Annotated in this window: 21 protein-coding genes and 2 tRNA genes; 19 read left to right on the forward strand and 4 right to left on the reverse strand. The window is 53.6% G+C overall.

Going from position 1 to position 24,964, the window contains the following annotated elements:
• Positions 1 to 121 precede the first annotated feature (121 nt).
• Positions 122 to 2,392: a TonB-dependent siderophore receptor gene (locus AC6I8A_RS02905; RefSeq protein WP_479486558.1), complete on the forward strand. Its 2,271-nt coding sequence runs from the start codon at positions 122 to 124 to the stop codon at positions 2,390 to 2,392.
• Positions 2,393 to 2,398: 6 nt separating this feature from the next.
• Here AC6I8A_RS02905 and pmrB read toward each other — a convergent pair whose 3' ends face one another.
• From pmrB to dacB, 3 genes are read right to left on the reverse strand one after another with little or no spacing between them, the layout of a single operon-like run.
• Positions 2,399 to 3,460, reverse strand: coding sequence for a two-component system sensor histidine kinase PmrB (gene pmrB, locus AC6I8A_RS02910; RefSeq protein WP_265300854.1), 1,062 nt, complete (start codon positions 3,458 to 3,460; stop codon positions 2,399 to 2,401).
• Complete coding sequence (gene pmrA / locus AC6I8A_RS02915; protein ID WP_061718248.1) at positions 3,457 to 4,119, reverse strand: two-component system response regulator PmrA; 663 nt, start codon at positions 4,117 to 4,119, stop codon at positions 3,457 to 3,459. The genes pmrB and pmrA overlap by 4 nt, the downstream gene beginning before the upstream one ends.
• Entirely contained in the window at positions 4,119 to 5,552 is a 1,434-nt protein-coding gene (gene dacB, locus AC6I8A_RS02920) for a serine-type D-Ala-D-Ala carboxypeptidase (RefSeq protein WP_497818016.1), read from the reverse strand. Before dacB ends, pmrA begins: the two co-directional genes overlap by 1 nt.
• A gap of 246 nt (positions 5,553 to 5,798) precedes the next feature.
• Here dacB and greA point away from each other — a divergent pair, with 246 nt between their 5' ends.
• Positions 5,799 to 6,275, forward strand: coding sequence for a transcription elongation factor GreA (gene greA, locus AC6I8A_RS02925; RefSeq protein ID WP_008104312.1), 477 nt, complete (start codon positions 5,799 to 5,801; stop codon positions 6,273 to 6,275).
• Between the two features lie 126 nt (positions 6,276 to 6,401).
• Here the strand turns inward: greA and yhbY are convergent, their stop codons facing one another.
• Entirely contained in the window at positions 6,402 to 6,695 is a 294-nt protein-coding gene (gene yhbY / locus AC6I8A_RS02930) for a ribosome assembly RNA-binding protein YhbY (RefSeq protein ID WP_007886683.1), read from the reverse strand.
• A 125-nt stretch (positions 6,696 to 6,820) separates the two neighbouring features.
• Here yhbY and rlmE point away from each other — a divergent pair, with 125 nt between their 5' ends.
• The 17 genes from rlmE to AC6I8A_RS03015 all read left to right on the forward strand — a co-directional run bounded on the left by rlmE (position 6,821) and on the right by AC6I8A_RS03015 (position 24,916).
• The gene (rlmE, locus tag AC6I8A_RS02935) at positions 6,821 to 7,450 is read left to right on the forward strand and encodes a 23S rRNA (uridine(2552)-2'-O)-methyltransferase RlmE (RefSeq protein ID WP_007886684.1); all 630 of its coding nucleotides are present in this window, start codon (positions 6,821 to 6,823) and stop codon (positions 7,448 to 7,450) included.
• A 175-nt stretch (positions 7,451 to 7,625) separates the two neighbouring features.
• Positions 7,626 to 9,533 carry an ATP-dependent zinc metalloprotease FtsH gene (ftsH, locus tag AC6I8A_RS02940; protein WP_036620266.1) on the forward strand — a complete coding sequence of 636 codons (1,908 nt, stop codon included), beginning with the start codon at positions 7,626 to 7,628 and terminating at the stop codon, positions 9,531 to 9,533.
• A gap of 129 nt (positions 9,534 to 9,662) precedes the next feature.
• Positions 9,663 to 10,496, forward strand: a complete 834-nt coding sequence (gene folP, locus AC6I8A_RS02945; RefSeq protein WP_479490207.1) for a dihydropteroate synthase — start codon at positions 9,663 to 9,665, stop codon at positions 10,494 to 10,496.
• 4 nt (positions 10,497 to 10,500) lie between these two features.
• A complete protein-coding gene (gene glmM / locus AC6I8A_RS02950) occupies positions 10,501 to 11,835 on the forward strand; it encodes a phosphoglucosamine mutase (protein ID WP_008104307.1) in 1,335 nt (444 codons plus the stop codon).
• A gap of 217 nt (positions 11,836 to 12,052) precedes the next feature.
• Positions 12,053 to 12,388, forward strand: coding sequence for a preprotein translocase subunit SecG (secG, locus tag AC6I8A_RS02955; protein WP_007886689.1), 336 nt, complete (start codon positions 12,053 to 12,055; stop codon positions 12,386 to 12,388).
• Between the two features lie 49 nt (positions 12,389 to 12,437).
• A tRNA-Leu gene (locus tag AC6I8A_RS02960) sits at positions 12,438 to 12,524 on the forward strand.
• A gap of 59 nt (positions 12,525 to 12,583) precedes the next feature.
• Positions 12,584 to 12,660, forward strand: a tRNA-Met gene (locus AC6I8A_RS02965).
• Positions 12,661 to 12,872: 212 nt separating this feature from the next.
• Positions 12,873 to 13,325, forward strand: a complete 453-nt coding sequence (gene rimP / locus AC6I8A_RS02970; protein WP_036620302.1) for a ribosome maturation factor RimP — start codon at positions 12,873 to 12,875, stop codon at positions 13,323 to 13,325.
• Positions 13,326 to 13,349: 24 nt separating this feature from the next.
• Complete coding sequence (gene nusA / locus AC6I8A_RS02975) at positions 13,350 to 14,837, forward strand: transcription termination factor NusA (protein ID WP_008104302.1); 1,488 nt, start codon at positions 13,350 to 13,352, stop codon at positions 14,835 to 14,837.
• A gap of 17 nt (positions 14,838 to 14,854) precedes the next feature.
• Positions 14,855 to 17,545, forward strand: coding sequence for a translation initiation factor IF-2 (gene infB, locus AC6I8A_RS02980; protein WP_256698284.1), 2,691 nt, complete (start codon positions 14,855 to 14,857; stop codon positions 17,543 to 17,545).
• Positions 17,546 to 17,611: 66 nt separating this feature from the next.
• Positions 17,612 to 18,019: a 30S ribosome-binding factor RbfA gene (gene rbfA, locus AC6I8A_RS02985; RefSeq protein WP_007886693.1), complete on the forward strand. Its 408-nt coding sequence runs from the start codon at positions 17,612 to 17,614 to the stop codon at positions 18,017 to 18,019.
• Positions 18,019 to 18,963, forward strand: coding sequence for a tRNA pseudouridine(55) synthase TruB (gene truB / locus AC6I8A_RS02990; protein WP_293796694.1), 945 nt, complete (start codon positions 18,019 to 18,021; stop codon positions 18,961 to 18,963). Before rbfA ends, truB begins: the two co-directional genes overlap by 1 nt.
• Before the next feature lie 133 nt (positions 18,964 to 19,096).
• On the forward strand, positions 19,097 to 19,366 hold the full coding sequence (rpsO, locus tag AC6I8A_RS02995) for a 30S ribosomal protein S15 (RefSeq protein WP_036620269.1): 270 nt from the start codon (positions 19,097 to 19,099) through the stop codon (positions 19,364 to 19,366).
• A gap of 309 nt (positions 19,367 to 19,675) precedes the next feature.
• Positions 19,676 to 21,814 carry a polyribonucleotide nucleotidyltransferase gene (gene pnp, locus AC6I8A_RS03000; RefSeq protein ID WP_497818017.1) on the forward strand — a complete coding sequence of 713 codons (2,139 nt, stop codon included), beginning with the start codon at positions 19,676 to 19,678 and terminating at the stop codon, positions 21,812 to 21,814.
• Between the two features lie 129 nt (positions 21,815 to 21,943).
• Positions 21,944 to 22,828 carry a lipoprotein NlpI gene (gene nlpI, locus AC6I8A_RS03005; protein ID WP_497818018.1) on the forward strand — a complete coding sequence of 295 codons (885 nt, stop codon included), beginning with the start codon at positions 21,944 to 21,946 and terminating at the stop codon, positions 22,826 to 22,828.
• 104 nt (positions 22,829 to 22,932) lie between these two features.
• Positions 22,933 to 22,989, forward strand: a complete 57-nt coding sequence (gene yrbN / locus AC6I8A_RS03010; RefSeq protein ID WP_139810663.1) for a protein YrbN — start codon at positions 22,933 to 22,935, stop codon at positions 22,987 to 22,989.
• Positions 22,990 to 23,005: 16 nt separating this feature from the next.
• Positions 23,006 to 24,916, forward strand: a complete 1,911-nt coding sequence (locus AC6I8A_RS03015) for a DEAD/DEAH family ATP-dependent RNA helicase (RefSeq protein ID WP_008104286.1) — start codon at positions 23,006 to 23,008, stop codon at positions 24,914 to 24,916.
• Positions 24,917 to 24,964: the final 48 nt, after the last annotated feature.

Here is a 24,964-nt window from a genome sequence, read left to right on the forward strand (position 1 = left end):
AGGTTGCGCTACGGATGGTTTGAAGGGTCTGGAACTGGGCGCGATATGGACAGGGATCTTCTCACCGGCTCGCCAGTTAAGCATCCAACGGCTTTTCGCTGGCCATCCAGGAACGTATAAAATGAAAAATTACTCACGCTTATCATTAGCCATTCTGATTGAACTGGGGCTCAGCGCCTCACTGCTCTCCAGCAGCGCCTGGGCAGCAGAGACTTCTTCCAGCAAAACCTCAGCCAGCACCACTGACGCACCATCAATGGACGGCGGCACCTTGATGGTCACCGCGCAGCAGCAGAACCTGCAAGCGCCGGGCGTCTCAACCATTACCGCCGACGAAATCAAAAAGCATCCGCCAGCACGCGATGTATCTGAAATTATCCGTACCATGCCTGGCGTTAACCTGACCGGCAACTCCACCAGCGGCCAGCGCGGTAACAATCGCCAGATCGATATTCGTGGCATGGGCCCGGAAAACACCCTGATCATGGTAGACGGCATGCCGATCACCAGCCGCAATTCGGTGCGCCTCGGCTGGCGTGGTGAACGTGATACGCGTGGCGATACCAACTGGGTGCCGCCGGAGATGATCGATCACATCGACGTGATTCGCGGACCGGCAGCGGTGCGTTACGGCAACGGTGCAGCGGGCGGCGTGGTGAATATCATCACTAAGAAACAGACCGATCAGCAGTGGCACGGTTCCTGGAACACCTATTTCAACGTGCCGGAACATAAAGCGGAAGGCGCGACCAAGCGCACCAACTTCAGTCTCGAAGGGCCGCTTGGCGATGATTTCAACTTCCGTTTGTACGGCGGTTTAGCCAAAACCCAGGCCGATGCCTATGACATCAACGAAGGTCATGCGGCGGCGCGCACCGGCACCTATGCGGGCAGCTATCCGGCGGGTCGTGAAGGCTCGGTTAATAAAGATATCAATGCCTTGCTGAGCTGGGCGTTTGCGCCGATGCAGACGCTGGAGCTGCAGGGCGGTTTCAGCCGTCAGGGCAATCTGTATGCGGGTGACACGCAGAACACCAACACCAGCGCGCTGGTGAAAAGCCTGTACGGTGACGAAACTAACCGCCTGTACCGCCAGAACATCTCATTGAAATGGACCGGCGCATGGGATAACGGCGCCAGCACCAACACCTACGCGCGCTACGAGAAAACCCGTAACTCGCGCCTCAATGAAGGTTTGGCGGGCGGCACCGAAGGCATCTTCTCCAACAGCGATTTCAACACCATCCAACTGGATGATGTGCTGCTGCATAGCGAAGTCAGCATTCCGTTTGAACTGCTGTTTAACCAAACCGCGACGCTGGGTACCGAATGGAACCAGCAGCGCATGAAAGACGGTTCTTCCAACACGCAGGCGGCGAACTACGGTTCGGTGCCGGGCATCGATAACACCGGCCGCAGCCCGTATTCCCAGGCAGAGATTTTCTCGCTGTTTGCGGAAGACAACATGGAGCTGACCGACAGCACCATGCTGACGCCAAGCCTGCGTTTCGATCACCACTCGATTGTTGGCAATAACTGGAGCCCGTCGCTCAACCTGTCGCAAGGTTTGGGCGATGACTTCACGCTGAAGATGGGGATTGGACGCGCTTACAAAGCGCCGAGCCTGTATCAAACCAATCCAAACTACTTGTTGTACAGCAATGGCCAGGGTTGTGCGGCCAGCACCGGCGCTTGTTACCTGCAAGGTAACAGCGACCTGAAAGCAGAAAATAGCATCAACAAAGAGATTGGTCTGGAGTGGAAACACGAAGGTTATCAGGCCGGTTTGACCTGGTTCCGCAACGATTATCGTAACAAGATCGAAGCCGGTTACTCGCCAGTCAGCAAAGCGTCCAATGGCACCACCGATATTTATAAGTGGGAAAACGTACCGAAAGCGGTGGTGGAAGGGCTGGAAGGTACCGTCAACGTGCCGTTCTCCGACAGCGTGACGTGGAACAACAACTTCACTTATATGCTGCAGAGTAAGAACAAAGAGACCGGCGATCGTTTATCGGTGATTCCGGAGTACACGCTGAACTCGACGCTGAGCTGGCAGGCGACGCAGGATCTTTCACTGCAAACCACGCTGACCTGGTACGGCACGCAGACGCCGAAGAAGTATGATTATAAAGGGAATCTTTCTACCGGCAGCGCAACGGATAAAGTGAGTCCTTACTCAATTATCGGCATGAGCGGTACGTACGATATCAACAAGTACGCCAGCGTCACGGTGGGAATCGATAACCTGTTCGATAAACGCCACTATCGCGAAGGTAATGCGCAAACCACCGGTAACGCCAACACCAACTCTTATCTGTATGGTGCCGGCGCCAATACCTACAACGAATCCGGTCGTACTTACTTTATGAGCCTGAATACCCACTTCTAACGGCGTTTAGCCAATTAGTTGATGCGGTAAATAGCAGCGGGCAATCAGCCCGCTGCGATCTTCACGATTGACCAATTCCAGTCTGCCGCGATGCATCTGCACGATGCGCAGCACGATATTCAAACCCAAACCGCTGCCGCCATAACGCTGATCGCGACGACGAAACGCCTGCGTGAGCTCTTCCGCCGCGGCGGCGTCAATGCCCGGACCTTGATCCCACACTTCGATAATCACCTGCTGCTGATCCTGCTGCATCTTCACCGCGACTTCGCTGCCTTCCGGGCTGTAACGCGAGGCGTTTTCCAGCAGATTGCGCAGCATCAGTCGCAGCAGCACCGCTTCGCCTTGCTGCGGCACATCGTTATTCTGCGGCCAGTGCAGGATTTGCTGACGCTGTTGGTACAACTCGGCCATTTCTGGCTTCAGCGGCTGCATGATGTCTTGTTGCCACTGCAACTGCTGATAGTGACCGCCCGCCAGCGCTTGTCCGGCGCGCGATAACATTAAAAGCTGTTCCACGGTGTGCATCAGCTGATCGATGCGTTCAATGAGCATCTCGCTCTGCGGCACGTTCTGCTGGTGGAGCAGCTCGAGGTGCAGGCGCAACCCGGCCAGCGGCGTACGCAACTCGTGCGCGGCGTCGGCGGTGAACAGGCGTTCCTGCTGCAAGGTGTGATCGAGGCGTGAAAACAGTTGGTTGATCGAGGTGGTTACCGCCACGATCTCATCCATTTCGGAGTAGATCGGTAACGGCGTCAGATTATCCGCTGAACGATGCGCCAGGCTGTCCTGCAGCGATTTCAGCGGACGAATAATCCAGTTAATCGCCCAAAATGACAGCAGCAAGGTGAGGGCGACCATCACTAATGAAGGCAGCAGCAACGAGGCAATCGCCTCACGGATCTCGTTTTCCACGCGATCGTTACGCGCCTGCGCCGAGAGCGTTTCATTGACCAAAAAACTGATCTGCTCGCGGCTTTCATGCCACAGCCAGATGGCGCTCATCACCTGACAGGTGAGGAGAATCAGCGCCAGCATGATCAGTAATCGCTGACGCATGCTGTTCATTCGCGGATTTCCAGACGGTAACCGACGCCGCGCACGGTTTTGATGCGATCTTTCCCTAGCTTGCGACGTAAATTGTGGATGTGAACTTCGAGGGTATTGGAGCCGGGATCGTCATTCCAGCTGTAGAGATCCTGCTGCAGCGTTTCGCGATGCACGTTTTGCCCCACGCGCATCAGTAAGCGGGTGAGCAACGCGAACTCTTTTGGCGTGATCTCCAGAGGGATCGCTTCCAGCAAAACCTGCTGTGAACTGAGATTGAGCGTCAAATCGCCCTGTTGCAGCAGGTTATCGCTGTGGCCCTGATAACGGCGAATCAGCGCTCGCACGCGTGCCTGTAACTCAACCAGCGCAAACGGCTTCACCAGATAATCATCAGCGCCGGCATCCAGACCATCAACGCGATCCTCCAGCGCATCGCGCGCTGTAAGGATCAATACCGGCACCGCAATGCCGTCGCGTCGCCACTGACGCAGCAGTGAAGCACCATCGCGATCCGGCAAGCCGAGATCGAGCACAATCAGGCTATATTGCCCGCTACGCAGCAGCGCATTGCTCTCTGCAGCCGTGCTGGCGCAGTCGATGGCGTAGCCCTGCGAGGTTAGTGCCTGCGCGAGGCCCGATTGCAATAGTGCATCATCTTCAACAATTAGCAGTTTCATCAGTTGTTCTTGTTGATATCCGTATAGAGGCGGCTCTCAAAACGTACCAGCGGAATGCGGCGCGTTTTCTGATCTTCCGGCGGCACAGCATAGCCGGACAGGAACTGGACAAAGGCGACGCGCGCGCCGCTGGAGGTGGTGATGAATCCTGCCAGATTATAGACGCCCTGCAGCGAACCGGTTTTCGCCGATACTTTGCCATCCAGTCCTGCTTCGTGCAGACCACCGCGATATTGCAGCGTGCCGTCGTAACCGGCCAGCGGCAGCATCGAAATGTAATTCAGCGTCGAATCATTTTTCGCAATGTATTGCAGCACTTGCATCATGGTATCTGGCGCGATCAGGTCATGGCGCGACAGCCCGGAACCATCAACCTGAATGCTGTTACCGAGATCGACACCGGCTTTTTCGCGCAGAATGCGACGTACCGCATCCGAACCCGCGCGGAAGGTGCCCGGCACGTTGAAGTAGTGATGGCCGATGGTGCGGAACACGGTATCGGCGATCATGTTGTCTGACTTCTTCAGCATGGTGTGCAGCAGCGTGTGCAGCGGTGCAGATTGCGTCGAAGCCAACACGGTGCCCGGCGATGTCACTTGTGCCTGGCGAATCAGATGACCACTGTAATCAATATCGGCGGCGCGCAGCTCGGCTTTAAGAATCTCACCGGCCCACGCAGCCCCATCCTGCACGGCAAAGGCCAGCGGCAGCGGCTCTGAACGTTGGCGCATGCAGCCGGTTAAGGTGTAGCGATTGAGCTCGCCTGGCACCACATCCAGCTCGCAATATTGCCCATCACCGCTGTTGCGACCAATGGTGCGCACCTGACTAAACATGTGCGCCGGATAATAGGAAGCGATACGCACAAAGGCGTTTTCGCCCGGCGTGTTGGCGCTATACAGCGAAACCGAGAAACAGTTTTTATCGACGATTGCTGCGCCCGGCGGCGCACTGAAGCACTGCGTCAGATCGTTCCACGGCCAGCCTGGCGCCATATCGTGGCTGGCGAATACCGAGGTGTCGATCACCAAGTTGCCCTTGATATGCGTGATGCCCTGCTTTTTCAGCGCGGCAACCATGTTGCGCAGATCCTGGCGACCCAGCGTGGGATCGCCGCCAAAACGTGCCACTAAATCGCCATTCAAGGTGCCATCGTTAACCGCACCTTTGGTCTCCATGGTGGTCTGGAAACGGAAATCGGGCCCGAGTTCTAACAAAGCCGCCAGCGCTGTCACCACTTTCATGGTGCTGGCCGGTAACGCCATCTGTTTGCCGTGATAATCGATTATCGGGGTGGATGCGCCCACTTTTTGTACCATCAGCGCCAGGTTTGCGCCGTCTGGCAAATACTGCATGTATTCATCAACGGGGGCTGCTTGTGCCTGCAGCATAAACGCACAGGTTAATCCGGTAACAAGTCGTGAAAATCGCATAATCTCGCGGTAACTGACGGGTGAGGGCGTCAATACTACGTCCCCGGACGGTGCAAAGTAAACGATGACCCACAGGGAACTCTAGGGTAAAATACGTATCAAAATGCAAAACCGATCCTGACCCGGAAAGCTTTCCCGGTCAGGCTTCTTTTGCTTGTGAAAAGAGGTAACGCGCCGCAGAAGCTGTTTTCTGCTGTCACCGGTCAGGATGACGCCGTTAACCAGGATAGATGACGAGGAGCCAAAATGAATCAGATTCCGATGACGTTGAAAGGCGCTGAGAAGCTACGCGAAGAACTGAACGAACTGAAATCCGTGAAGCGTCCGCGCATTATCGCCTCCATCGCCACAGCCCGTGAGCACGGCGATTTGAAAGAGAATGCCGAATATCATGCGGCTCGCGAAGAACAGGGTTTCTGCGAGGGTCGTATTCAGGAGATCGAAGCCAAGCTTTCCAATGCGCAAGTCATTGATGTAACTGCCATGCCAAAAACCGGTCGCGTGATTTTTGGCGCTACCGTGACCATCCTCAATGTGGATACGGATGAAGAGTTCACCTATCGCATCGTGGGTGACGATGAAGCTGACTTCAAACAGAACCTGATTTCAGTGAATTCGCCGATGGCGCGTGGATTGGTTGGAAAATCAGCAGACGATGTCGCGATTGTGAAAACCCCGGGCGGGGATGTGGAATATGAAGTCCTGAAGGTGGAATACCTTTAAGATATTGCTACGCTTTGCAATATGTCGCTGCATTTTGTAAAGAAAGGAAAAAGGCCGCATTGCGGCCTTTTATCACATGCAGGAGCGTGGCACTTTCTTTGCCCGTCGCCGCCTTTAAAGGCATGATTAACGCGGAAGAGTAATTTTACGCTCTTTGGCAGGGCGATACAGCACCAGCGTGTTGCCGATTACCTGTACGTTGCCTGCTTTAGTCTCACGCACGATAGCGTCCACGATCAGCTGCTTAGTTTCACGATCTTCCGAGGCAATTTTTACCTTGATCAATTCGTGATGCTCGAGCGCCAGTTCGATTTCGGCGAGCACGCCTTCGGTCAGGCCATTACCGCCCAGCATGACAACCGGCTTAAGCGGATGGGCAAGGCCTTTCAGGTGCTGTTTTTGTTTGGTACTCAGATTCATCGTATTTTTTGCTTACTCAGGGATTGAAAACGGTTCATTCTACCGCCATCTCGGGTATATCGCCAAATCAACGCGACCATTGCGTGCTGATTTATCGCTACGATGACGATTTAATTGGAAAAATTATGACGGGTAAAAAGCGTTCGGCCAGTTCCAGTCGCTGGCTACAGGAACACTTTAGCGATAAATATGTGCTGCAGGCACAGAAAAAAGGGTTACGTTCGCGTGCCTGGTTTAAACTTGAAGAAATTCAGCAGGGTGACAAGATTTTCAAACCCGGGATGACAGTTGTTGATCTCGGTGCGGCACCCGGCGGTTGGTCGCAATATGTGGTTCAGCTTATCGGATCAAGTGGTCGTATCATCGCCTGCGATCTGTTACCAATGGATCCGATTGTCGGCGTTGATTTTTTGCAGGGCGATTTTCGAGATGAGGCGGTACTTAACGCCTTACTCGAGCGCGTAGGCGACCAAAAGGTGCAGGTGGTGATGTCTGATATGGCACCCAACATGAGCGGTACACCTGCGGTTGATATTCCACGTTCGATGTATTTGGTAGAATTGGCGCTGGAAATGTGTCGGGATATCCTGGCCCCAGGCGGCAGTTTTGTCGTGAAAGTGTTTCAGGGAGATGGCTTCGATGAATACCTGCGGGAAATTCGCTCCCTGTTTACGAAAGTGAAAATTCGTAAGCCGGACGCTTCGCGATTACGTTCGCGCGAAGTGTACATTGTGGCGACGGGGCGCAAACTTTAGCCCGAATTGCCGGAATCAAAGCAAGACGACCAATGCGTTTACTCTGATGTGTAATTCTGAGTTTCAGGGTAAACAAGCAAAATCATCCGCACTGCGATTCCAGGTATGAAGGAACTATAGTACCCTACGCTGTCTGTTAACATCGTTGTAATATGAGGTTAATCCCTTGAGTGACATGGCGAAAAACCTGATTCTCTGGTTAGTCATCGCGGTCGTGCTGATGTCTGTATTCCAGAGCTTTGGGCCCAGCGAGTCGAATGGCCGTAGGGTTGATTATTCAACTTTCCTATCGGAAGTGAACCAAGATCAGGTCCGCGAGGCACGAATTAACGGGCGTGAGATTAACGTTGTCAAAAAAGACAGCAATAAATACACCACCTATATCCCCGTCAACGATCCTAAGTTACTCGATAACCTGTTGACCAAAAACGTCAAAGTAGTTGGCGAACCGCCTGAAGAACCAAGCCTGCTGGCTTCCATCTTCATCTCATGGTTCCCAATGCTGCTGCTGATTGGCGTGTGGATCTTCTTTATGCGGCAGATGCAGGGCGGCGGCGGCAAGGGCGCGATGTCCTTCGGCAAGAGCAAAGCCCGCATGCTGACCGAAGATCAGATCAAAACCACTTTTGCTGACGTGGCCGGTTGTGATGAGGCCAAAGAAGAAGTGGGTGAGCTGGTAGAGTATCTGCGTGAGCCGAGCCGTTTCCAGAAACTGGGCGGTAAAATCCCGAAAGGCGTCCTGATGGTCGGCCCTCCGGGTACCGGTAAAACGCTGCTGGCGAAAGCGATTGCTGGCGAAGCGAAAGTGCCTTTCTTTACTATTTCCGGTTCTGACTTCGTTGAAATGTTTGTCGGCGTTGGTGCATCTCGTGTGCGTGACATGTTCGAACAAGCCAAGAAAGCTGCGCCATGCATCATCTTTATCGATGAAATCGATGCAGTTGGCCGTCAGCGTGGCGCCGGTTTAGGCGGTGGTCACGATGAACGTGAACAAACGCTGAACCAGATGCTGGTTGAGATGGATGGCTTTGAAGGTAATGAAGGCATCATCGTAATCGCGGCAACTAACCGTCCTGACGTACTTGACCCAGCGCTGCTGCGTCCAGGCCGCTTTGACCGTCAGGTTGTTGTCGGTCTGCCAGATGTGCGTGGTCGTGAGCAGATTCTGAAAGTCCATATGCGTCGTGTGCCGCTGGCCACCGACATGGATCCTTCAGTTATCGCACGTGGTACGCCTGGCTTCTCCGGTGCGGATTTGGCTAACCTGGTTAACGAAGCTGCGCTGTTTGCTGCTCGCGGCAACAAGCGTGTGGTTTCAATGGTTGAGTTTGAAAAAGCCAAAGACAAAATCATGATGGGTGCAGAACGTCGCTCCATGGTGATGACCGAAGAGCAGAAAGAATCGACGGCCTATCACGAAGCGGGTCACGCGATCGTCGGTACGCTGGTTCCGGGTTACGATCCGGTGCACAAGGTCACCATCATCCCCCGTGGTCGTGCTCTGGGTGTGGCGTTCTTCTTGCCAGTAGGCGATGAGATCAGCGCCAACCGTCAGAAGCTGGAAAGCCGTATTTCTGTGGCTTACGGCGGACGTCTGGCGGAAGAAATCATTTATGGTCCGGACTATGTTTCTACCGGTGCTTCATCTGACATCAAAATGGCAACCAGCGTAGCACGCAACATGGTTACGCAGTGGGGCTTCTCTGAGAAGCTGGGTCCATTGCTTTACGCTGAAGAAGAGGGTGAAGTGTTCCTCGGTCGTTCAGTGGCGAAAGCAAAACACATGTCAGATGAAACGGCGCGCATTATCGATCAGGAAGTTAAACACCTTATCGATACCAACTATCAGCGTGCACGCCGTATTCTGAATGAAAACATGGACATCCTTCACGCGATGAAAGACGCGCTGATGAAGTATGAGACCATTGATGCACCGCAAATCAGCGATCTGATGGCACGCCGCGAAGTGCGTCCACCAGCAGGCTGGGAAGAGGCGAAAGTTGCTGTGGGTAACGGCGACTCTACCCAGGCTCCACGTCCTGTTGATGACCCGAAAACACCGGGTTCAGACAAGATCATGTGATAGCGTTCTGGCGGGATACGTTGCTCACCGCCAGATTTGCAGCCGCAATACTTGTTACAATGCAAACCCCGGCAAGTCCGGGGTTTTTTACATTCTGCGATTCAGTGATTTCTCAAGGAGATTCTCGCCATGAAGTTGTTCGCCCGTGATTCCCATCTCGATCTCTCTTTTCCCCATGTGATGGGTATTTTGAATGTCACGCCGGACTCTTTCTCTGATGGTGGAAGCCACAACACGCTGGTCGATGCGCTGACGCACACCAATGAAATGGTGAATGCCGGTGCCACCATCATTGATGTGGGCGGTGAATCAACGCGTCCGGGCGCTGATGAAGTTAGCGTAGAAGAAGAGCTGGCACGCGTTATTCCGGTGGTGGAAGCCATCGCGCAGCGTTTTGAGGTGTGGATTTCCGTGGATACTTCCAAACCAGAAGTGATCCGTGAAGCGGCGCGAGTGGGTGCTCACATTATCAATGACATTCGCTCACTGTCTGAACCGGGCGCGCTGGCAGCGGCAGCAGAAACCGGTTTGCCGGTGTGTTTGATGCATATGCAAGGTGAACCGCGCACCATGCAGCAGGCACCGGAATATAGCCATATCGTGAACGAAGTGGACGCTTACTTCGCTGCGCAGATTGCGCGATGTGAAGCAGCCGGTATCAAAAAAGATAATCTGCTGCTCGATCCTGGCTTCGGTTTCGGTAAGAATCTCAGCCACAACTATGAACTGCTGGCCAATCTGAGTCATTTCCAACATTACGGCTTACCGCTGTTGGTCGGGATGTCGCGGAAGTCGATGGTTGGTCAGTTGCTAAATGTCGGTCCGGCGCAGCGCCTGACCGGAAGCCTCAGCTGTGCGGTGATTGCCGCCATGCAAGGGGCGCAAATTATTCGCGTGCATGATGTGAAAGAGACTGTCGAAGCGATGCGCGTCGTCGAAGCGACACGGAGAGCAAAAGGATAAAGGCATGAGTAATCGTAAATATTTCGGTACAGATGGTATTCGCGGCAAAGTCGGTGAAGCACCGATTACCCCTGATTTTGTTCTCAAGTTGGGTTGGGCGGCCGGTAAGGTGCTGGCGCGTCAGGGTTCACGCAAAGTATTGATTGGTAAAGATACGCGAATTTCAGGCTATATGCTGGAATCGGCATTGGAAGCGGGGCTAGCGGCGGCGGGATTGTCGGCGGCCTTCACCGGGCCGATGCCGACGCCTGCTATTGCTTATCTGACACGCACTTTTCGCGCTGAAGCCGGCATCGTGATTTCGGCTTCGCATAATCCCTTCGACGACAATGGCATCAAATTCTTCTCTGCTGAAGGCACCAAGCTGCCGGATGAAGTCGAAGAAGCCATTGAGCTGGAGATGGAAAAGCCGATCACCTGTGTGGAGTCAGCTGAACTGGGCCGCGCCAGTCGCATTGTCGATGCCGCAGGTCGTTACATCGAATTCTGCAAAGGGACTTTTCCCAGCGAGCTGAGCCTGAATGGGCTGAAGATTGTGGTCGATTGCGCTAACGGTGCGACTTACCACATTGCGCCGAATGTGCTGCGTGAGCTGGGTGCGACTGTGATTGCGATCGGCGTGCAGCCGGATGGCATGAACATTAACAAAGATTGCGGTGCGACCGATCTGCGTCTGCTGCAGCATCGCGTGTTGGAAGAGAAGGCCGATCTCGGACTGGCTTACGACGGCGATGGCGACCGCATCATGATGGTTGACCATTTAGGTCATAAAGTCGATGGCGATCAGATTCTCTACATCATTGCACGCGAAGGGCTGCGTCAGGGCCAACTGCGCGGCGGCGTGGTCGGCACGCTGATGAGCAACATGGGTCTGGAGCTGGCGCTGAAACAGCTGGGCATTCCATTTACTCGTGCGAAAGTGGGCGACCGCTATGTGCTGGAAAAAATGCAGGAGAAGGGCTGGCGTTTAGGCGCGGAAAACTCCGGTCACGTCATTCTGCTGGATAAAACCACCACCGGCGACGGCATTGTGGCAAGTTTGCAAGTGCTCACTGCAATCGTGCGCAACCATATGACGCTTCACGATCTGTGCAGCGGCATGAAAATGCTGCCGCAGATTTTGGTCAATGTGCGTTTCGCTGGCGAGCACGATCCGTTGGAAAGCGAGAGCGTGAAAGCGGTGACCGCAGAAGCAGAAAAAACGCTGGCGGGGCGCGGTCGTGTGCTGCTGCGCAAATCCGGCACAGAGCCACTGATTCGTGTGATGGTAGAAGGCGAAGATGAGGCGCAGGTCAGCGCGCTGGCGCACAAAATCGCGGATGCAGTAAAAGCGGTTTAAGTTGTTTCAGGCGGAGAGGTTTTGTACTTTCCGCCTGCAAAATCACCGGGATGGTGCTTTTTTCCGCAATCGAAAGCGATGGTGAAAATTGCACTTGCAGAGGTATGTGCCTTTGGTTAGTATTCACACCCGCTTCTGATGGGTGATGACGAGACTCCCCATCGATATTGGTTGAAGCTTTAACTGTGCAGATAACGCGCAAGGAAACAGGTTGATTATGTACGAAGCTCTGTTAGTTGTTTTCCTTATTGTAGCGATTGGCCTCGTCGGTTTGATCATGCTGCAGCAAGGCAAAGGCGCTGATATGGGAGCCTCATTCGGTGCGGGCGCTTCTGGTACGCTGTTCGGTTCAAATGGGTCTGGCAACTTTATGACTCGCATGACCGCAGTACTGGCTACGCTGTTCTTCATCATCAGCTTGGTTCTGGGTAACCTGAACAGTAATAAAACAGCCAAAGGTAGCGAGTGGGATAACCTCACTGCGCCGGCGCAGTCTGAACAGCAGACTCAGCCAGCTAAACCGGCAACGCCGGGCAATGATATCCCGCAGTAAGATCGTCAACGCTGTAGTGCGATAAAACAACGTCGCAGTCTAGTGATGTACCGAGGTGGTGAAATTGGTAGACACGCTACCTTGAGGTGGTAGTGCTCGAAAGGGCTTACGGGTTCAAGTCCCGTCCTCGGTACCAAATCTCAGTTTAACTTGCATTTTTTGCAAGGTCGGCGTATTATTCGCCACGTTTTCGGACGCGGGGTGGAGCAGCCTGGTAGCTCGTCGGGCTCATAACCCGAAGGTCGTCGGTTCAAATCCGGCCCCCGCAACCACTTTCCCTTAGAGTTCTTTTTCAAATATACTGTATGCATCGACGGACGCAATCTCAGTGATTTTTGAAAAAAATTCTTTTGGATTGTGCTCCGAAGCCGCTATGCGGCGTACAGGGTCCAGTCACAAAAAGCCCCGAATATTCGGGGTTTTTTGTTATCAGGAAATCGAAACACTGGGCTATAGGCCCTTTTTTTATGTCTTGGGGGTGGGCTTGTCCACATTAGAGCAAAAATTGACAGAGTTGATCTCTGCTCCAGTAGAAGCGCTTGGCTACGAATTAGTCGGTATTGAGTTTATTCGTGGTCGCACATCAACCCTGCGCATCTATATTGATAGTGAAGAGGGTATCAATGTTGATGATTGCGCCGATGTTAGCCACCAGGTTAGCGCAGTAATGGATGTGGAAGATCCAATTACCGTGGCTTACAACCTTGAAGTTTCCTCGCCGGGTCTCGAACGTCCTCTTTTCACTGCTGAACACTATGCACGTTTTGCCGGTGACGAGGTGAGCCTGGTACTACGCATGGCCGTACAAAACCGCCGTAAATGGCAGGGTATCATTAAGTCTGTTGAAGGCGAGATGATCACGGTGACCGTTGAGGGTAACGATGAAGTGTTCGCGCTGAGCAACATTCAGAAAGCGAACCTGGTCCCCCACTTTTAAAAGTCCGGATTGAGGCTAACCAGGATGAACAAAGAGATCTTAGCTGTAGTAGAAGCCGTTTCTAACGAAAAAGCCCTGCCGCGTGAGAAAATCTTCGAAGCGCTGGAGAGCGCTTTGGCCACTGCGACCAAAAAGAAGTATGAGCAAGAGATCGAAGTGCGTGTCAGCATCGATCGCCGCAGCGGCGATTTCGACACCTTCCGTCGCTGGCAGATTGTGGAAGAAGTCACGCAGCCGACTCGCGAGATCACGCTGGATGCAGCTCGTTATGAAGACGAAGCGTTCAATCTGGGCGAATTTGTCGAAGATCAGATTGAATCTGTCACCTTCGACCGTATCACCACCCAAACTGCTAAGCAGGTTATCGTACAAAAAGTACGTGAAGCTGAGCGCGCGATGGTGGTTGATCAGTTCCGTCAACACGAAGGCGAAATCATCACCGGCGTGGTGAAGAAAGTGAACCGTGACAACATTTCACTGGACCTCGGCAGCAATGCTGAAGCCGTGATTGTGCGTGAAGACATGCTGCCGCGTGAAAACTTCCGTCCAGGTGACCGTATCCGCGGTGTGCTGTACGCCGTTCGCCCTGAAGCGCGTGGCGCGCAGCTGTTTGTCACCCGCTCGAAGCCAGAGATGCTGATCGAATTGTTCCGCATTGAGGTGCCAGAAATTGGCGAAGAAGTTATCGAGATCAAAGCGGCAGCGCGCGATCCGGGTTCACGCGCCAAAATCGCGGTGAAAACCAACGATAAACGTATTGATCCAGTGGGCGCTTGCGTCGGTATGCGCGGTGCGCGTGTCCAGGCGGTTTCGAGCGAGCTGGGTGGCGAGCGTATCGACATTGTGCTGTGGGACGACAACCCGGCGCAGTTCGTTATCAACGCCATGGCGCCAGCCGATGTGGCGTCAATTGTGGTGGATGAAGACAATCACACCATGGATATCGCTGTTGAAGCCGGCAATCTGGCTCAGGCGATCGGCCGTAATGGCCAAAACGTGCGTCTGGCTTCCCAACTGAGCGGTTGGGAACTGAACGTGATGACCGTCGATGATCTGCAGGCCAAGCACCAAGCTGAAGCCCATGCAGCGATCGATATGTTCACCAAACATCTCGACATCGACGAAGAGTTCGCCACCATTCTGGTGGAAGAGGGCTTCTCTTCGCTGGAAGAATTGGCTTATGTGCCAATCAACGAGCTGCTGGAAATCGACGGCCTCGATGAAGAGACCATTGAAGCCCTGCGTGAACGAGCAAAAAATGCGTTAACTACCCTGGCATTAGCGAAAGAAGAGAGCCTTGGTAATCAGGAGCCCGCTGAGGATCTTCTGAATCTTGAGGGCTTGGATCGTGCGCTGGCGTATCGCCTGGCGGCGAAAGGCGTTTGCACGCTGGAAGATCTCGCTGAGCAAGGTGTTGACGATCTGACAGATATTGAAGGGCTGGATGACGAGAAAGCCGGTGCGCTGATTATGGCTGCACGTAATATCTGCTGGTTCGGCGATGACGCGTAATAACAGGAAGGAACAGCATGACAGATGTAACCGTAAAATCGCTGGCCGCCGAAATTCAGACCCCGGTCGATCGCCTGGTACAGCAATTTGCTGATGCAGGGATCCGTAAGTCTGAGAACGATGCGGTGTCCCAGCAAGAGAAAGAAACCTTACTGTCTCACCTAAATCGTGAGCACGGTCAGACCGGTTCAAGCAAGCTGACTTTGCAGCGCAAGACGCGCAGCACCTTGAATATTCCCGTCACCGGGGGTAAAAGTAAGTCGGTACAAATTGAAGTCCGCAAAAAGCGCACATACGTGAAAGGCGATGCAGAGTCTGAGCAAGCTCAGGCAGAAGCGGAAGCCGAGGCGCAGCGTGAAGCGGAAGAGCAGGCGCGTCGCGAGGCGGAAGAACAAGCCCGTCGCGAAGCTGAACAGAAAGCGCAACGTGAAGCCGAAGATAAAGCCAAGCGCGAAGCCGCTGACAAGGCCAAACGTGAAGCAGCGGAAAAAGAGAAATTGACTAATCAACCTACCGACGTAGTAGCCAAGGCTGCGCAGTCTGATAAAGCCCGTCGTGAAGCAGAAGCTGCCGAACTGAAACGTAAAGCAGAAGAAGAAGCACGCCGTAAGCTGGAAGAAGATGCGCGCCGCGTGGCTGAAGAAGCCCGCCGCCTGGCTGAAGAAAAAGCCGCTGAATGGGCCAAACCTGAAGAAGAGGATAAAGGCGACTATCACGTCACTACCTCAACTCACGCCCGTCAGGCAGAAGACGAGAACGATCGCCAGGTAGAAGCTGGCCGTGCACGTGCTCGCACTACCAAAGCTGCTCGCCCGGTGAAGAAAGGCAACAAGCATTCTGAAGCCAAAACCGATCGCGAAGAAGCGCGTGCGCAGGTTCGTGGCGGCAAAGGTGGCAAACATCGTAAGCCAAGCACCCTGCAGCAGGGCTTCAACAAGCCAGCTCAGGCTGTTAACCGCGATGTTGTCATCGGTGAAACCATCACCGTTGCTGAACTGGCCAACAAAATGGCGATTAAAGGTTCTCTGGTCGTTAAAGCGATGATGAAGATGGGCGCCATGGCGACCATCAACCAGGTTATCGATCAAGAAACCGCTCAGATGGTCGCGGAAGAGATGGGTCACAAAGTGATCCTGCGCCGCGAGAATGAGCTGGAAGAAGCGGTAATGGACGATCGTGATACCGATGCTGCGCAAGAGTCTCGTGCTCCGGTCGTTACCATCATGGGTCACGTTGACCACGGTAAAACCTCTCTGCTTGACTACATTCGTTCAACGAAAGTGGCATCAGGCGAAGCGGGCGGTATTACCCAGCATATCGGTGCTTACCACGTTGAAACTGACAACGGTATGATCACCTTCCTCGATACCCCGGGACACGCCGCGTTTACCGCAATGCGTGCTCGTGGTGCGCAGGCCACGGATATCGTTATCCTGGTTGTGGCTGCAGACGATGGCGTGATGCCTCAGACCGTTGAAGCTATCCAGCATGCGAAAGCAGCCGGTGTGCCAGTGGTTGTTGCGGTCAACAAAATCGATAAGCCAGATGCTGATCCAGACCGCGTTAAGAACGAACTGACCCAATACGGAATTCTTCCGGAAGAGTGGGGCGGTGAGAACATGTTCGTTAACGTCTCTGCTAAAGCCGGTACCGGTATTGACGACCTGTTGAATGCGATTCTGCTGCAAGCAGAAGTACTGGAACTCTCAGCTATCCGTGAAGGTATGGCGAGCGGCGTGGTAATTGAATCGTTCCTCGACAAAGGTCGTGGTCCGGTTGCTACCGTGCTGGTACGTGAAGGTACGCTGAACAAAGGCGATATCGTGCTGTGCGGCTTCGAATACGGCCGTGTACGTGCGATGCGTGACGAACTGGGTCGTGAAGTACTGGAAGCGGGTCCATCCATTCCAGTGGAAATCCTGGGTCTGTCCGGTGTGCCGGCAGCAGGTGATGAAGCGACTGTCGTACGTGATGAGAAGAAAGCGCGTGAAGTTGCACTGTATCGTCAGGGCAAATTCCGTGAAGTTAAGCTGGCGCGTCAGCAGAAGTCTAAGTTGGAGAACATGTTCGCCAACATGACTGAAGGCGAAGTGTCTGAGCTGAACATCGTACTGAAATCTGACGTACAGGGTTCTGTCGAAGCGATCTCTGATTCGCTGCTGAAACTCTCTACCGACGAAGTGAAAGTGCGCATCATCGGTTCAGGCGTAGGTGGTATCACCGAAACCGACGCAACCCTGGCTGCAGCATCCAACGCTATCATCCTCGGCTTCAACGTGCGTGCTGATGCATCTGCTCGCCGCGTGATTGACGCTGAAAACGTTGACCTGCGTTACTACTCCGTCATCTATAATCTGATCGACGAAGTGAAAGCAGCGATGAGCGGTATGCTGGCGCCAGAGTTCAAACAGCAGATTATCGGTCTGGCTGCGGTACGTGACGTGTTCAAATCACCGAAGTTTGGTGCCATCGCGGGCTGTATGGTCACCGAAGGTAACATCAAACGTCACAACCCAATCCGCGTTCTGCGTGACAACGTGGTTATCTATGAAGGCGAGCTGGAATCTCTGCGCCGCTTCAAAGATGACGTTAACGAAGTTCGTAACGGCATGGAATGTGGTATCGGCGTGAAGAACTACAACGACGTTCGCGTTGGCGATATGATCGAAGTGTTCGAAGTGATTGAAATTAAACGCACCATCGATTGATCATCATTTGATGTGTTGCAATTTGGGAGGCCTCTGGCCTCCCGAATTATTTGGGAGAAAGAAATAATGGCAAAAGAATTTGGCCGCCCACAGCGCGTTTCTCAGGAGTTGCAGAAAGAGATTGCAATCATCCTGCAGCGCGAAATTAAAGATCCACGTCTCGGTATGATGGTGACAGTTTCGGGCGTTGAAGTGTCGCGCGATCTCGCCTATGCCAAGGTGTTTGTGACCTTTTTGAATGACAAAGATGAAGAAGCGGTACAAAACGGCCTGAAGGCGCTGAAAGAAGCTTCTGGCTATATCCGTACGCTGGTAGGCAAAGCGATGCGCTTGCGTATCGTGCCGGAGCTGACCTTCTTCTACGACAACTCGCTGATCGAAGGTATGCGCATGTCGAACCTGGTCAGCAACGTCATTAAGAGCGATGTTGAGCGCCGTGGCGATAGCCCGGCGGAAGATGACAAGGAGGACTAATGAGTCGTCCTCGTCGTCGCGGTCGCGACGTCCACGGTGTGTTTCTGTTGGATAAGCATCAAGGCGCATCTTCCAATGATGTGCTGCAGAAAGTAAAACGTCTGTTCAATGCGAACAAAGCGGGCCACACCGGCGCCCTCGATCCGCTGGCGACCGGCATGCTGCCGGTTTGCCTCGGCGAAGCCACCAAGTTTTCGCAGTATCTGCTCGATTCTGACAAGCGCTATCGCGTCATTGCTCGCCTGGGTGAACGCACCGATACGTCTGATGCCGACGGTAATATTGTTGAGACGCGTCCGATTACTTTTGATCAGGCAGCACTGGATGCGGCGCTGGACTATTTTCGTGGCGACACCATGCAGGTGCCGACCATGTTCTCCGCGCTGAAGTATCAGGGACGCAAACTGTACGAGTACGCTCGTGAAGGCATTACCGTGCCGCGTGAAGCGCGCCCGATCAAAGTGTTTGAGCTGCAGTTTATTCGCTGGGAAGGGGATGAGCTGGAGTTGGAGATTCACGTCTCTAAAGGCACTTACATCCGCACTATCATCGATGATCTCGGTGAGCGGCTTGGCTGCGGTGCGCACGTTATCATGCTGCGTCGTCTGCAAGTGGCGCGTTATCCGATCGAAAGAATGGTGACGCTCGAGCAGCTGCAGGACGTGGCGGCTACCGTCAACATGGCGGAAACGCCAGATTACAGCGCGCTTGATGCGCTATTGCTGCCGATGGACAGCCCGGCAGAAGAGTTCCCGATTGTGAATTTGCTGCCCGCGGTGGCGGCGTATTTCAAACAGGGTATGCCGGTTCAGGTGGCGGATGCGCCGGAACAAGGATTGGTGCGCGTGACTGAAGGTGATGAGCACAAATTCATTGGTATGGCCGAAATTGCCGAGGATGGGCGCGTGGCGCCGCGTCGTCTGGTGGTAGAATTTCCTGCGTAATCAATCCTCTCGCATTTGACCTAACGGCGCATTTGCGTTGCTATCAGGCGAAGAGTAGAATGGCGCGGCTTTAAAAGCGGGCTGCTGAATTAGAGATCGGCACCCATACATTCATTATTTACTGGAGTTTATTATGTCTCTAAGCGTAGAAGCTAAAGCAGAGATCGTTGCTAAATACGGTCGTGGTACCAACGACAGCGGTTCAACTGAAGTTCAGGTTGCTCTGCTGACTGCTCAGATTAACCACCTGCAGGGTCACTTCTCTGAGCACAAGAAAGATCACCACAGCCGTCGCGGTCTGCTGCGCATGGTATCTCAGCGTCGTAAGCTGCTGGACTACCTGAAGCGTAAAGACGTTGCTCGCTACACCGGTCTGATCGAAAGCCTGGGTCTGCGTCGCTAAGTCTGAAGAATCTGATCAAGGGTGTAGCGCATGCACAATGCAAAAAAACGCATCTGACGATCAGATTTGTGCGAGTTTCGCGAAAAGGGGGCCTTTATGGCCCCTTTTTTCGAGCAATCCGCAGCAATCCGGACCAAACTCATGTATTGTTGCAGAGAGTGATCTTTGCTTGCAGAGGTTCGCGCGGCTAATGAGAGGCTTTACCGCATGGGCGGTTAAGGTTGTCATTAGTCGCGAGGATGCAACTGAAGATCGGTAATCCCCGGCGCGCCAGAATGGGCTGCGCCCCTGAATTTAAGGACTTAAATTTTGCTGAACCCGATCGTACGCAAATTCCAATATGGTCAGCATACCGTCACGCTGGAAACCGGCATGATGGCGCGCCAGGCTACCGCTGCAGTAATGGTGAGCATGGATGACACTGCTGTATTCGTTACCGTTGTTGGCCAGAAAAAAACGAAACCAGGTCAGGATTTCTTCCCGCTGACGGTTAACTATCAGGAGCGTACTTACGCTGCTGGTCGTATCCCGGGTAGCTTCTTCCGTCGTGAAGGCCGTCCAAGCGAAGGCGAAACCCTGATCTCACGCCTGATTGACCGTCCAGTTCGTCCGCTGTTCCCGGAAGGCTTCATTAACGAAGTTCAGGTTATTGCGACCGTGGTTTCTGTTAACCCACAGGTTAACCCAGACATCGTTGCGATGATCGGTGCATCTGCTGCATTGGCTCTGTCTGGCCTGCCGTTCAATGGTCCAATCGGCGCAGCGCGCGTCGGTTATATCAATGACCAGTACGTACTGAACCCAACTGCTGATGAAATCAACGAATCACGTCTGAACCTGGTTGTTGCCGGTACCCAGAACGCGGTGCTGATGGTGGAATCAGAAGCTGACATCCTGACTGAAGAGCAGATGCTGGGCGCTGTGGTATATGGTCACGACCAGCAGCAGATCGTTATCGAAAACATCAATGCACTGGTTGCCGAAGCCGGCAAACCACGTTGGGATTGGCAGCCACTGCCAACGAACGATGCACTGATCGCACGCATTACTGCACTGGCAGAAGCGGGCATCAGCGATGCCTATCGCATCACTGATAAGCAAGAGCGTTACACTCAGGTTGGCGCAGTGAAAGACGCGACCATCGCGGCACTGCAGGCTGAAGATGAAACGCTGGATGCTGGCGATATCGCTGACATCGTACACGACCTTGAGAAGAGCGTTGTTCGTAGCCGCATCATTCGTGGCGAACCGCGTATCGATGGCCGTGAGAAAGACATGATTCGTGGTCTGGACGTGCGCACTGGCGTACTGCCACGTACGCACGGTTCATCACTGTTCACCCGTGGTGAAACGCAGGCGCTGGTTACCGCAACGCTGGGTACCGCACGTGATGCGCAGAATCTGGATGAGTTGATGGGCGAGCGTACTGATAGCTTCCTGTTCCACTACAACTTCCCTCCATACTGCGTGGGCGAAACCGGTATGGTTGGCTCACCGAAGCGTCGTGAGATTGGTCATGGTCGTCTGGCAAAGCGTGGCGTGCTGGCAGTCATGCCTAAGCAAGCTGACTTCCCATACACCGTGCGTGTGGTTTCAGAAATCACCGAATCTAACGGTTCTTCTTCAATGGCTTCCGTGTGCGGTGCTTCTCTGGCACTGATGGACGCTGGTGTACCGATCAAAGCAGCCGTAGCCGGTATTGCGATGGGTCTGGTGAAAGAAGCCGACAACTTTGTGGTTCTGTCTGACATCCTGGGTGACGAAGATCACCTTGGTGACATGGACTTCAAAGTAGCAGGTAGCCGCGATGGTATTACTGCGCTGCAGATGGATATCAAAATCGAAGGCATCACCCGCGAAATCATGCAGGTTGCTCTGAACCAAGCTAAAGGTGCGCGTCTGCACATCCTGAACGTGATGGAACAGGCAATCAGCACGCCGCGTCAGGAAATCTCTGAATTCGCGCCGCGCATTTACACCATCAAAATCAGTTCAGACAAGATCAAAGATGTCATCGGTAAAGGCGGCTCGGTTATCCGTGCGCTGACCGAAGAAACCGGCACCACCATCGAAATCGAAGATGACGGCACCGTGAAGATCGCTGCAACTGATAGCCTGAAAGCCAAAGAAGCCATTCGTCGTATCGAAGAGATCACTGCTGAGATCGAAGTTGGCCGCATTTACTCAGGTAAAGTGACACGTATCGTTGATTTCGGTGCCTTTGTGGCAATCGGCGGCGGTAAAGAAGGTTTGGTTCACATCTCTCAGATCGCCGATAAGCGCGTAGAGAAAGTAACCGACTATCTGCAGATGGGCCAGGAAGTTCCAGTGAAAGTCATGGAAGTGGACCGTCAGGGCCGTGTACGCCTGAGCATCAAAGAAGCGACAGAGCAGAAACCAGCGGAAGAAGTTGCTACCGCTGCATCTGATGCATCTGACGCCGAGTAAGCGTTTACCGATTTACCTCTCCCTGCTTTGCGGGGAGAGGTGTTTAGATCATCGCGAGGGCGGGAATCCTTGTGCACAGCAGGAGGATGACAGGATGGTTGTCCCAATGTTTGTATTCGGGAGTGGGAAATGAAGCCTTTTTTGCGCTGGTGTTTTGTTGCGACAGCTATCACGCTGGCAGGATGCAGCAACTCCAATTGGCGTAAGAACGAAGTTCTGGCAGTACCTTTGCAGCCCACACTGCAGCAAGAGGTGATCCTGGCGCGCATGGAACAAATTCTTGCCAGTCGTGCCCTGACCGATGATGAACGCGCACAGCTATTATATGAGCGCGGAGTGTTGTATGATAGTTTGGGTCTGAGGGCACTAGCGCGGAACGATTTTTCGCAAGCGCTGTCTATAAGACCAGATATGCCTGAGGTATTTAATTATCTCGGTATATACTTAACGCAGGCAGGCAATTTTGATGCTGCCTATGAAGCGTTTGATTCTGTACTTGAGCTTGATCCAACTTACAACTATGCGCATTTAAACCGTGGTATCGCCCTCTATTACGGCGGTCGATACAAGTTAGCGCAAGATGATCTGCTGGCGTTTTATCAAGACGATCCTAACGATCCATTCCGCAGCCTTTGGCTCTATCTCGTTGAAAGCGATCTGGATGCCGACAAGGCAAAAGTTACGCTGAGACAGCGTCATGACAAAGCGGTTCGTGATCAATGGGGATGGAATATTGTCGAGTTCTACCTTGGCGACATCAGTGAAAAAACGCTGATGGAACGTCTCAAGGCGGACGCAACGGATAACACCTCGCTCGCTGAACATCTCAGTGAAACCAACTTCTATTTAGGTAAGTACTACCTAAGTCTGGGGGAGAAGGACGACGCGAAAGCGTTGTTCAAACTGGCGGTGGCCAACAACGTAAACAACTTTGTTGAGCACCGATACGCATTGTTGGAACTGGCGCAACTCGGCCAGACACAAGACGATTTATCAGAATCTGACCAGCAATAGCTGACGAACTTTTATTGCCTGAATTCCTGTAAAGTCATCATCTTCAGAGATGAGGGCTTTTCTGTTCGTCAAAACTTCTAATTTGAGCCGGTTCACACTTTTTGATGAAAATTACTGAAAGTTTTCACGACGAGTTATGTAGACTGGCCGCCGCAATCTAAGAGGCACGTGTACTACATGACTGATATTCAAACCACTTTTGCTGACCTTGGCCTGAACGCCGACATCCTCGAATCACTGAACGGTATGGGCTACGTAAAGCCTTCTCCAATCCAGGCTGAGTGTATTCCTCACCTGCTGGCTGGCCGTGACGTGTTGGGTATGGCGCAGACCGGTAGTGGTAAAACCGCGGCTTTCTCACTGCCGCTGCTAAACAACATTGATCCTACTGTTAAAGCACCGCAAATTTTGGTGCTGGCACCGACCCGCGAATTGGCGGTACAGGTTGCTGAAGCCGTCACAGAATTCTCTAAACACATGCGTGGCATTAACGTTGTAGCCCTGTACGGTGGCCAACGTTATGACGTACAGCTGCGCGCACTGCGTCAGGGACCACAAGTTGTTGTGGGTACGCCTGGTCGTCTGCTGGATCACCTGAAGCGTGGCACGTTAGATCTGTCTAACCTGCGCGGTCTGGTGCTGGACGAAGCTGATGAAATGCTGCGTATGGGCTTCATCGAAGACGTTGAAACCATCATGGCGCAGATTCCAGACGGTCATCAGACCGCGCTGTTCTCAGCAACCATGCCAGAAGCGATTCGTCGTATTACTAAGCGCTTCATGAAAGATCCACAGGAAGTGCGCATCCAGTCAAGCCTGACTACGCGCCCAGACATTTCTCAGTCTTACTGGACCGCTTACGGCCGTAAAACTGACGCGCTGGTTCGCTTCCTGGAAGCAGAAGATTTCGATGCAGCTATCATCTTCGTGCGTACCAAAAATGCCACGCTGGAAGTGGCCGAAGCGCTGGAGCGCAGCGGTTACAACAGCGCAGCACTGAACGGTGACATGAACCAGGCACTGCGTGAGCAGACGCTGGAGCGTTTGAAAGATGGTCGTCTCGACATCCTGATCGCGACCGACGTTGCTGCACGTGGTCTGGACGTTGAGCGTATCAGCCTGGTCGTAAACTTTGATATCCCAATGGATGCAGAGTCTTACGTTCACCGTATCGGTCGTACCGGCCGTGCAGGTCGTGCAGGTCGTGCGCTGCTGTTCGTTGAGAACCGCGAGCGTCGTCTGCTGCGCAACATCGAACGCACCATGAAGCTGACCATTCCAGAAGTTGAGCTGCCAAACGCAGAACTGCTGGGTGAGCGCCGTCTGGCTAAGTTCGCAGCTAAAGTACAGCAGCAGCTGGAAAGCAGCGATCTGGACCAGTACCGCGCACTGCTGAGCAAAATGCAGCCGGGCGAAGATCTGGATATCGAAACGCTGGCCGCAGCACTGCTGAAAATGGCTCAGGGCGAACGTCCACTGATTCTGCCACCAGAAGCACCGCGTCCAGCGCGTCGTGAGTTCAGCGATCGTCCTGACCGTGGTGAGCGTCGCGATTCACGTGATTCTCGTGGTCCACGCGAAAGCCGTGACAGCCGCGATGGCGATCGTCCACGTCGTGAACGTCGTGACGTTGGCGAAATGCAGCTGTACCGCATCGAAGTAGGCCGCGATGATGGTGTTGAAGTTCGTCACATCGTGGGCGCGATCGCTAACGAAGGCGACATCAGCAGCCGTTACATCGGTAACATCAAGCTGTTCGGCACTCACTCAACTATCGAGCTGCCGAAAGGCATGCCGGGCGAAGTACTGCAGCACTTCACGCGTACGCGTATTCTGAACAAGCCGATGAATATGCAGCTGATGGGTGATGCACCAGTGCACGAGCGTAGCGAACGTCGTCCATCTGCTGGCGGCGAACGTCGTGGCAATGGCGCACCGCGCGGTGAGGGTGCTCCACGTGGCGAAGGCGCTCCACGTCGCTTCTCCGAGCGTCGTGAAGGTGGCCGCGAAGGCGGACGCTTCAGCCGTGAAGGTGGCCGTGGCCCACGTCCAGAAGGCGCAGCTGCACCACGTCGTCGTGACGCATAAGCGTTAAACGCTGAAAGTAAAAAGGGACGCTGATGCGTCCCTTTTTTA

Source organism: Pantoea sp. X-Soil-ISGK-275 (genome assembly GCF_059730795.1).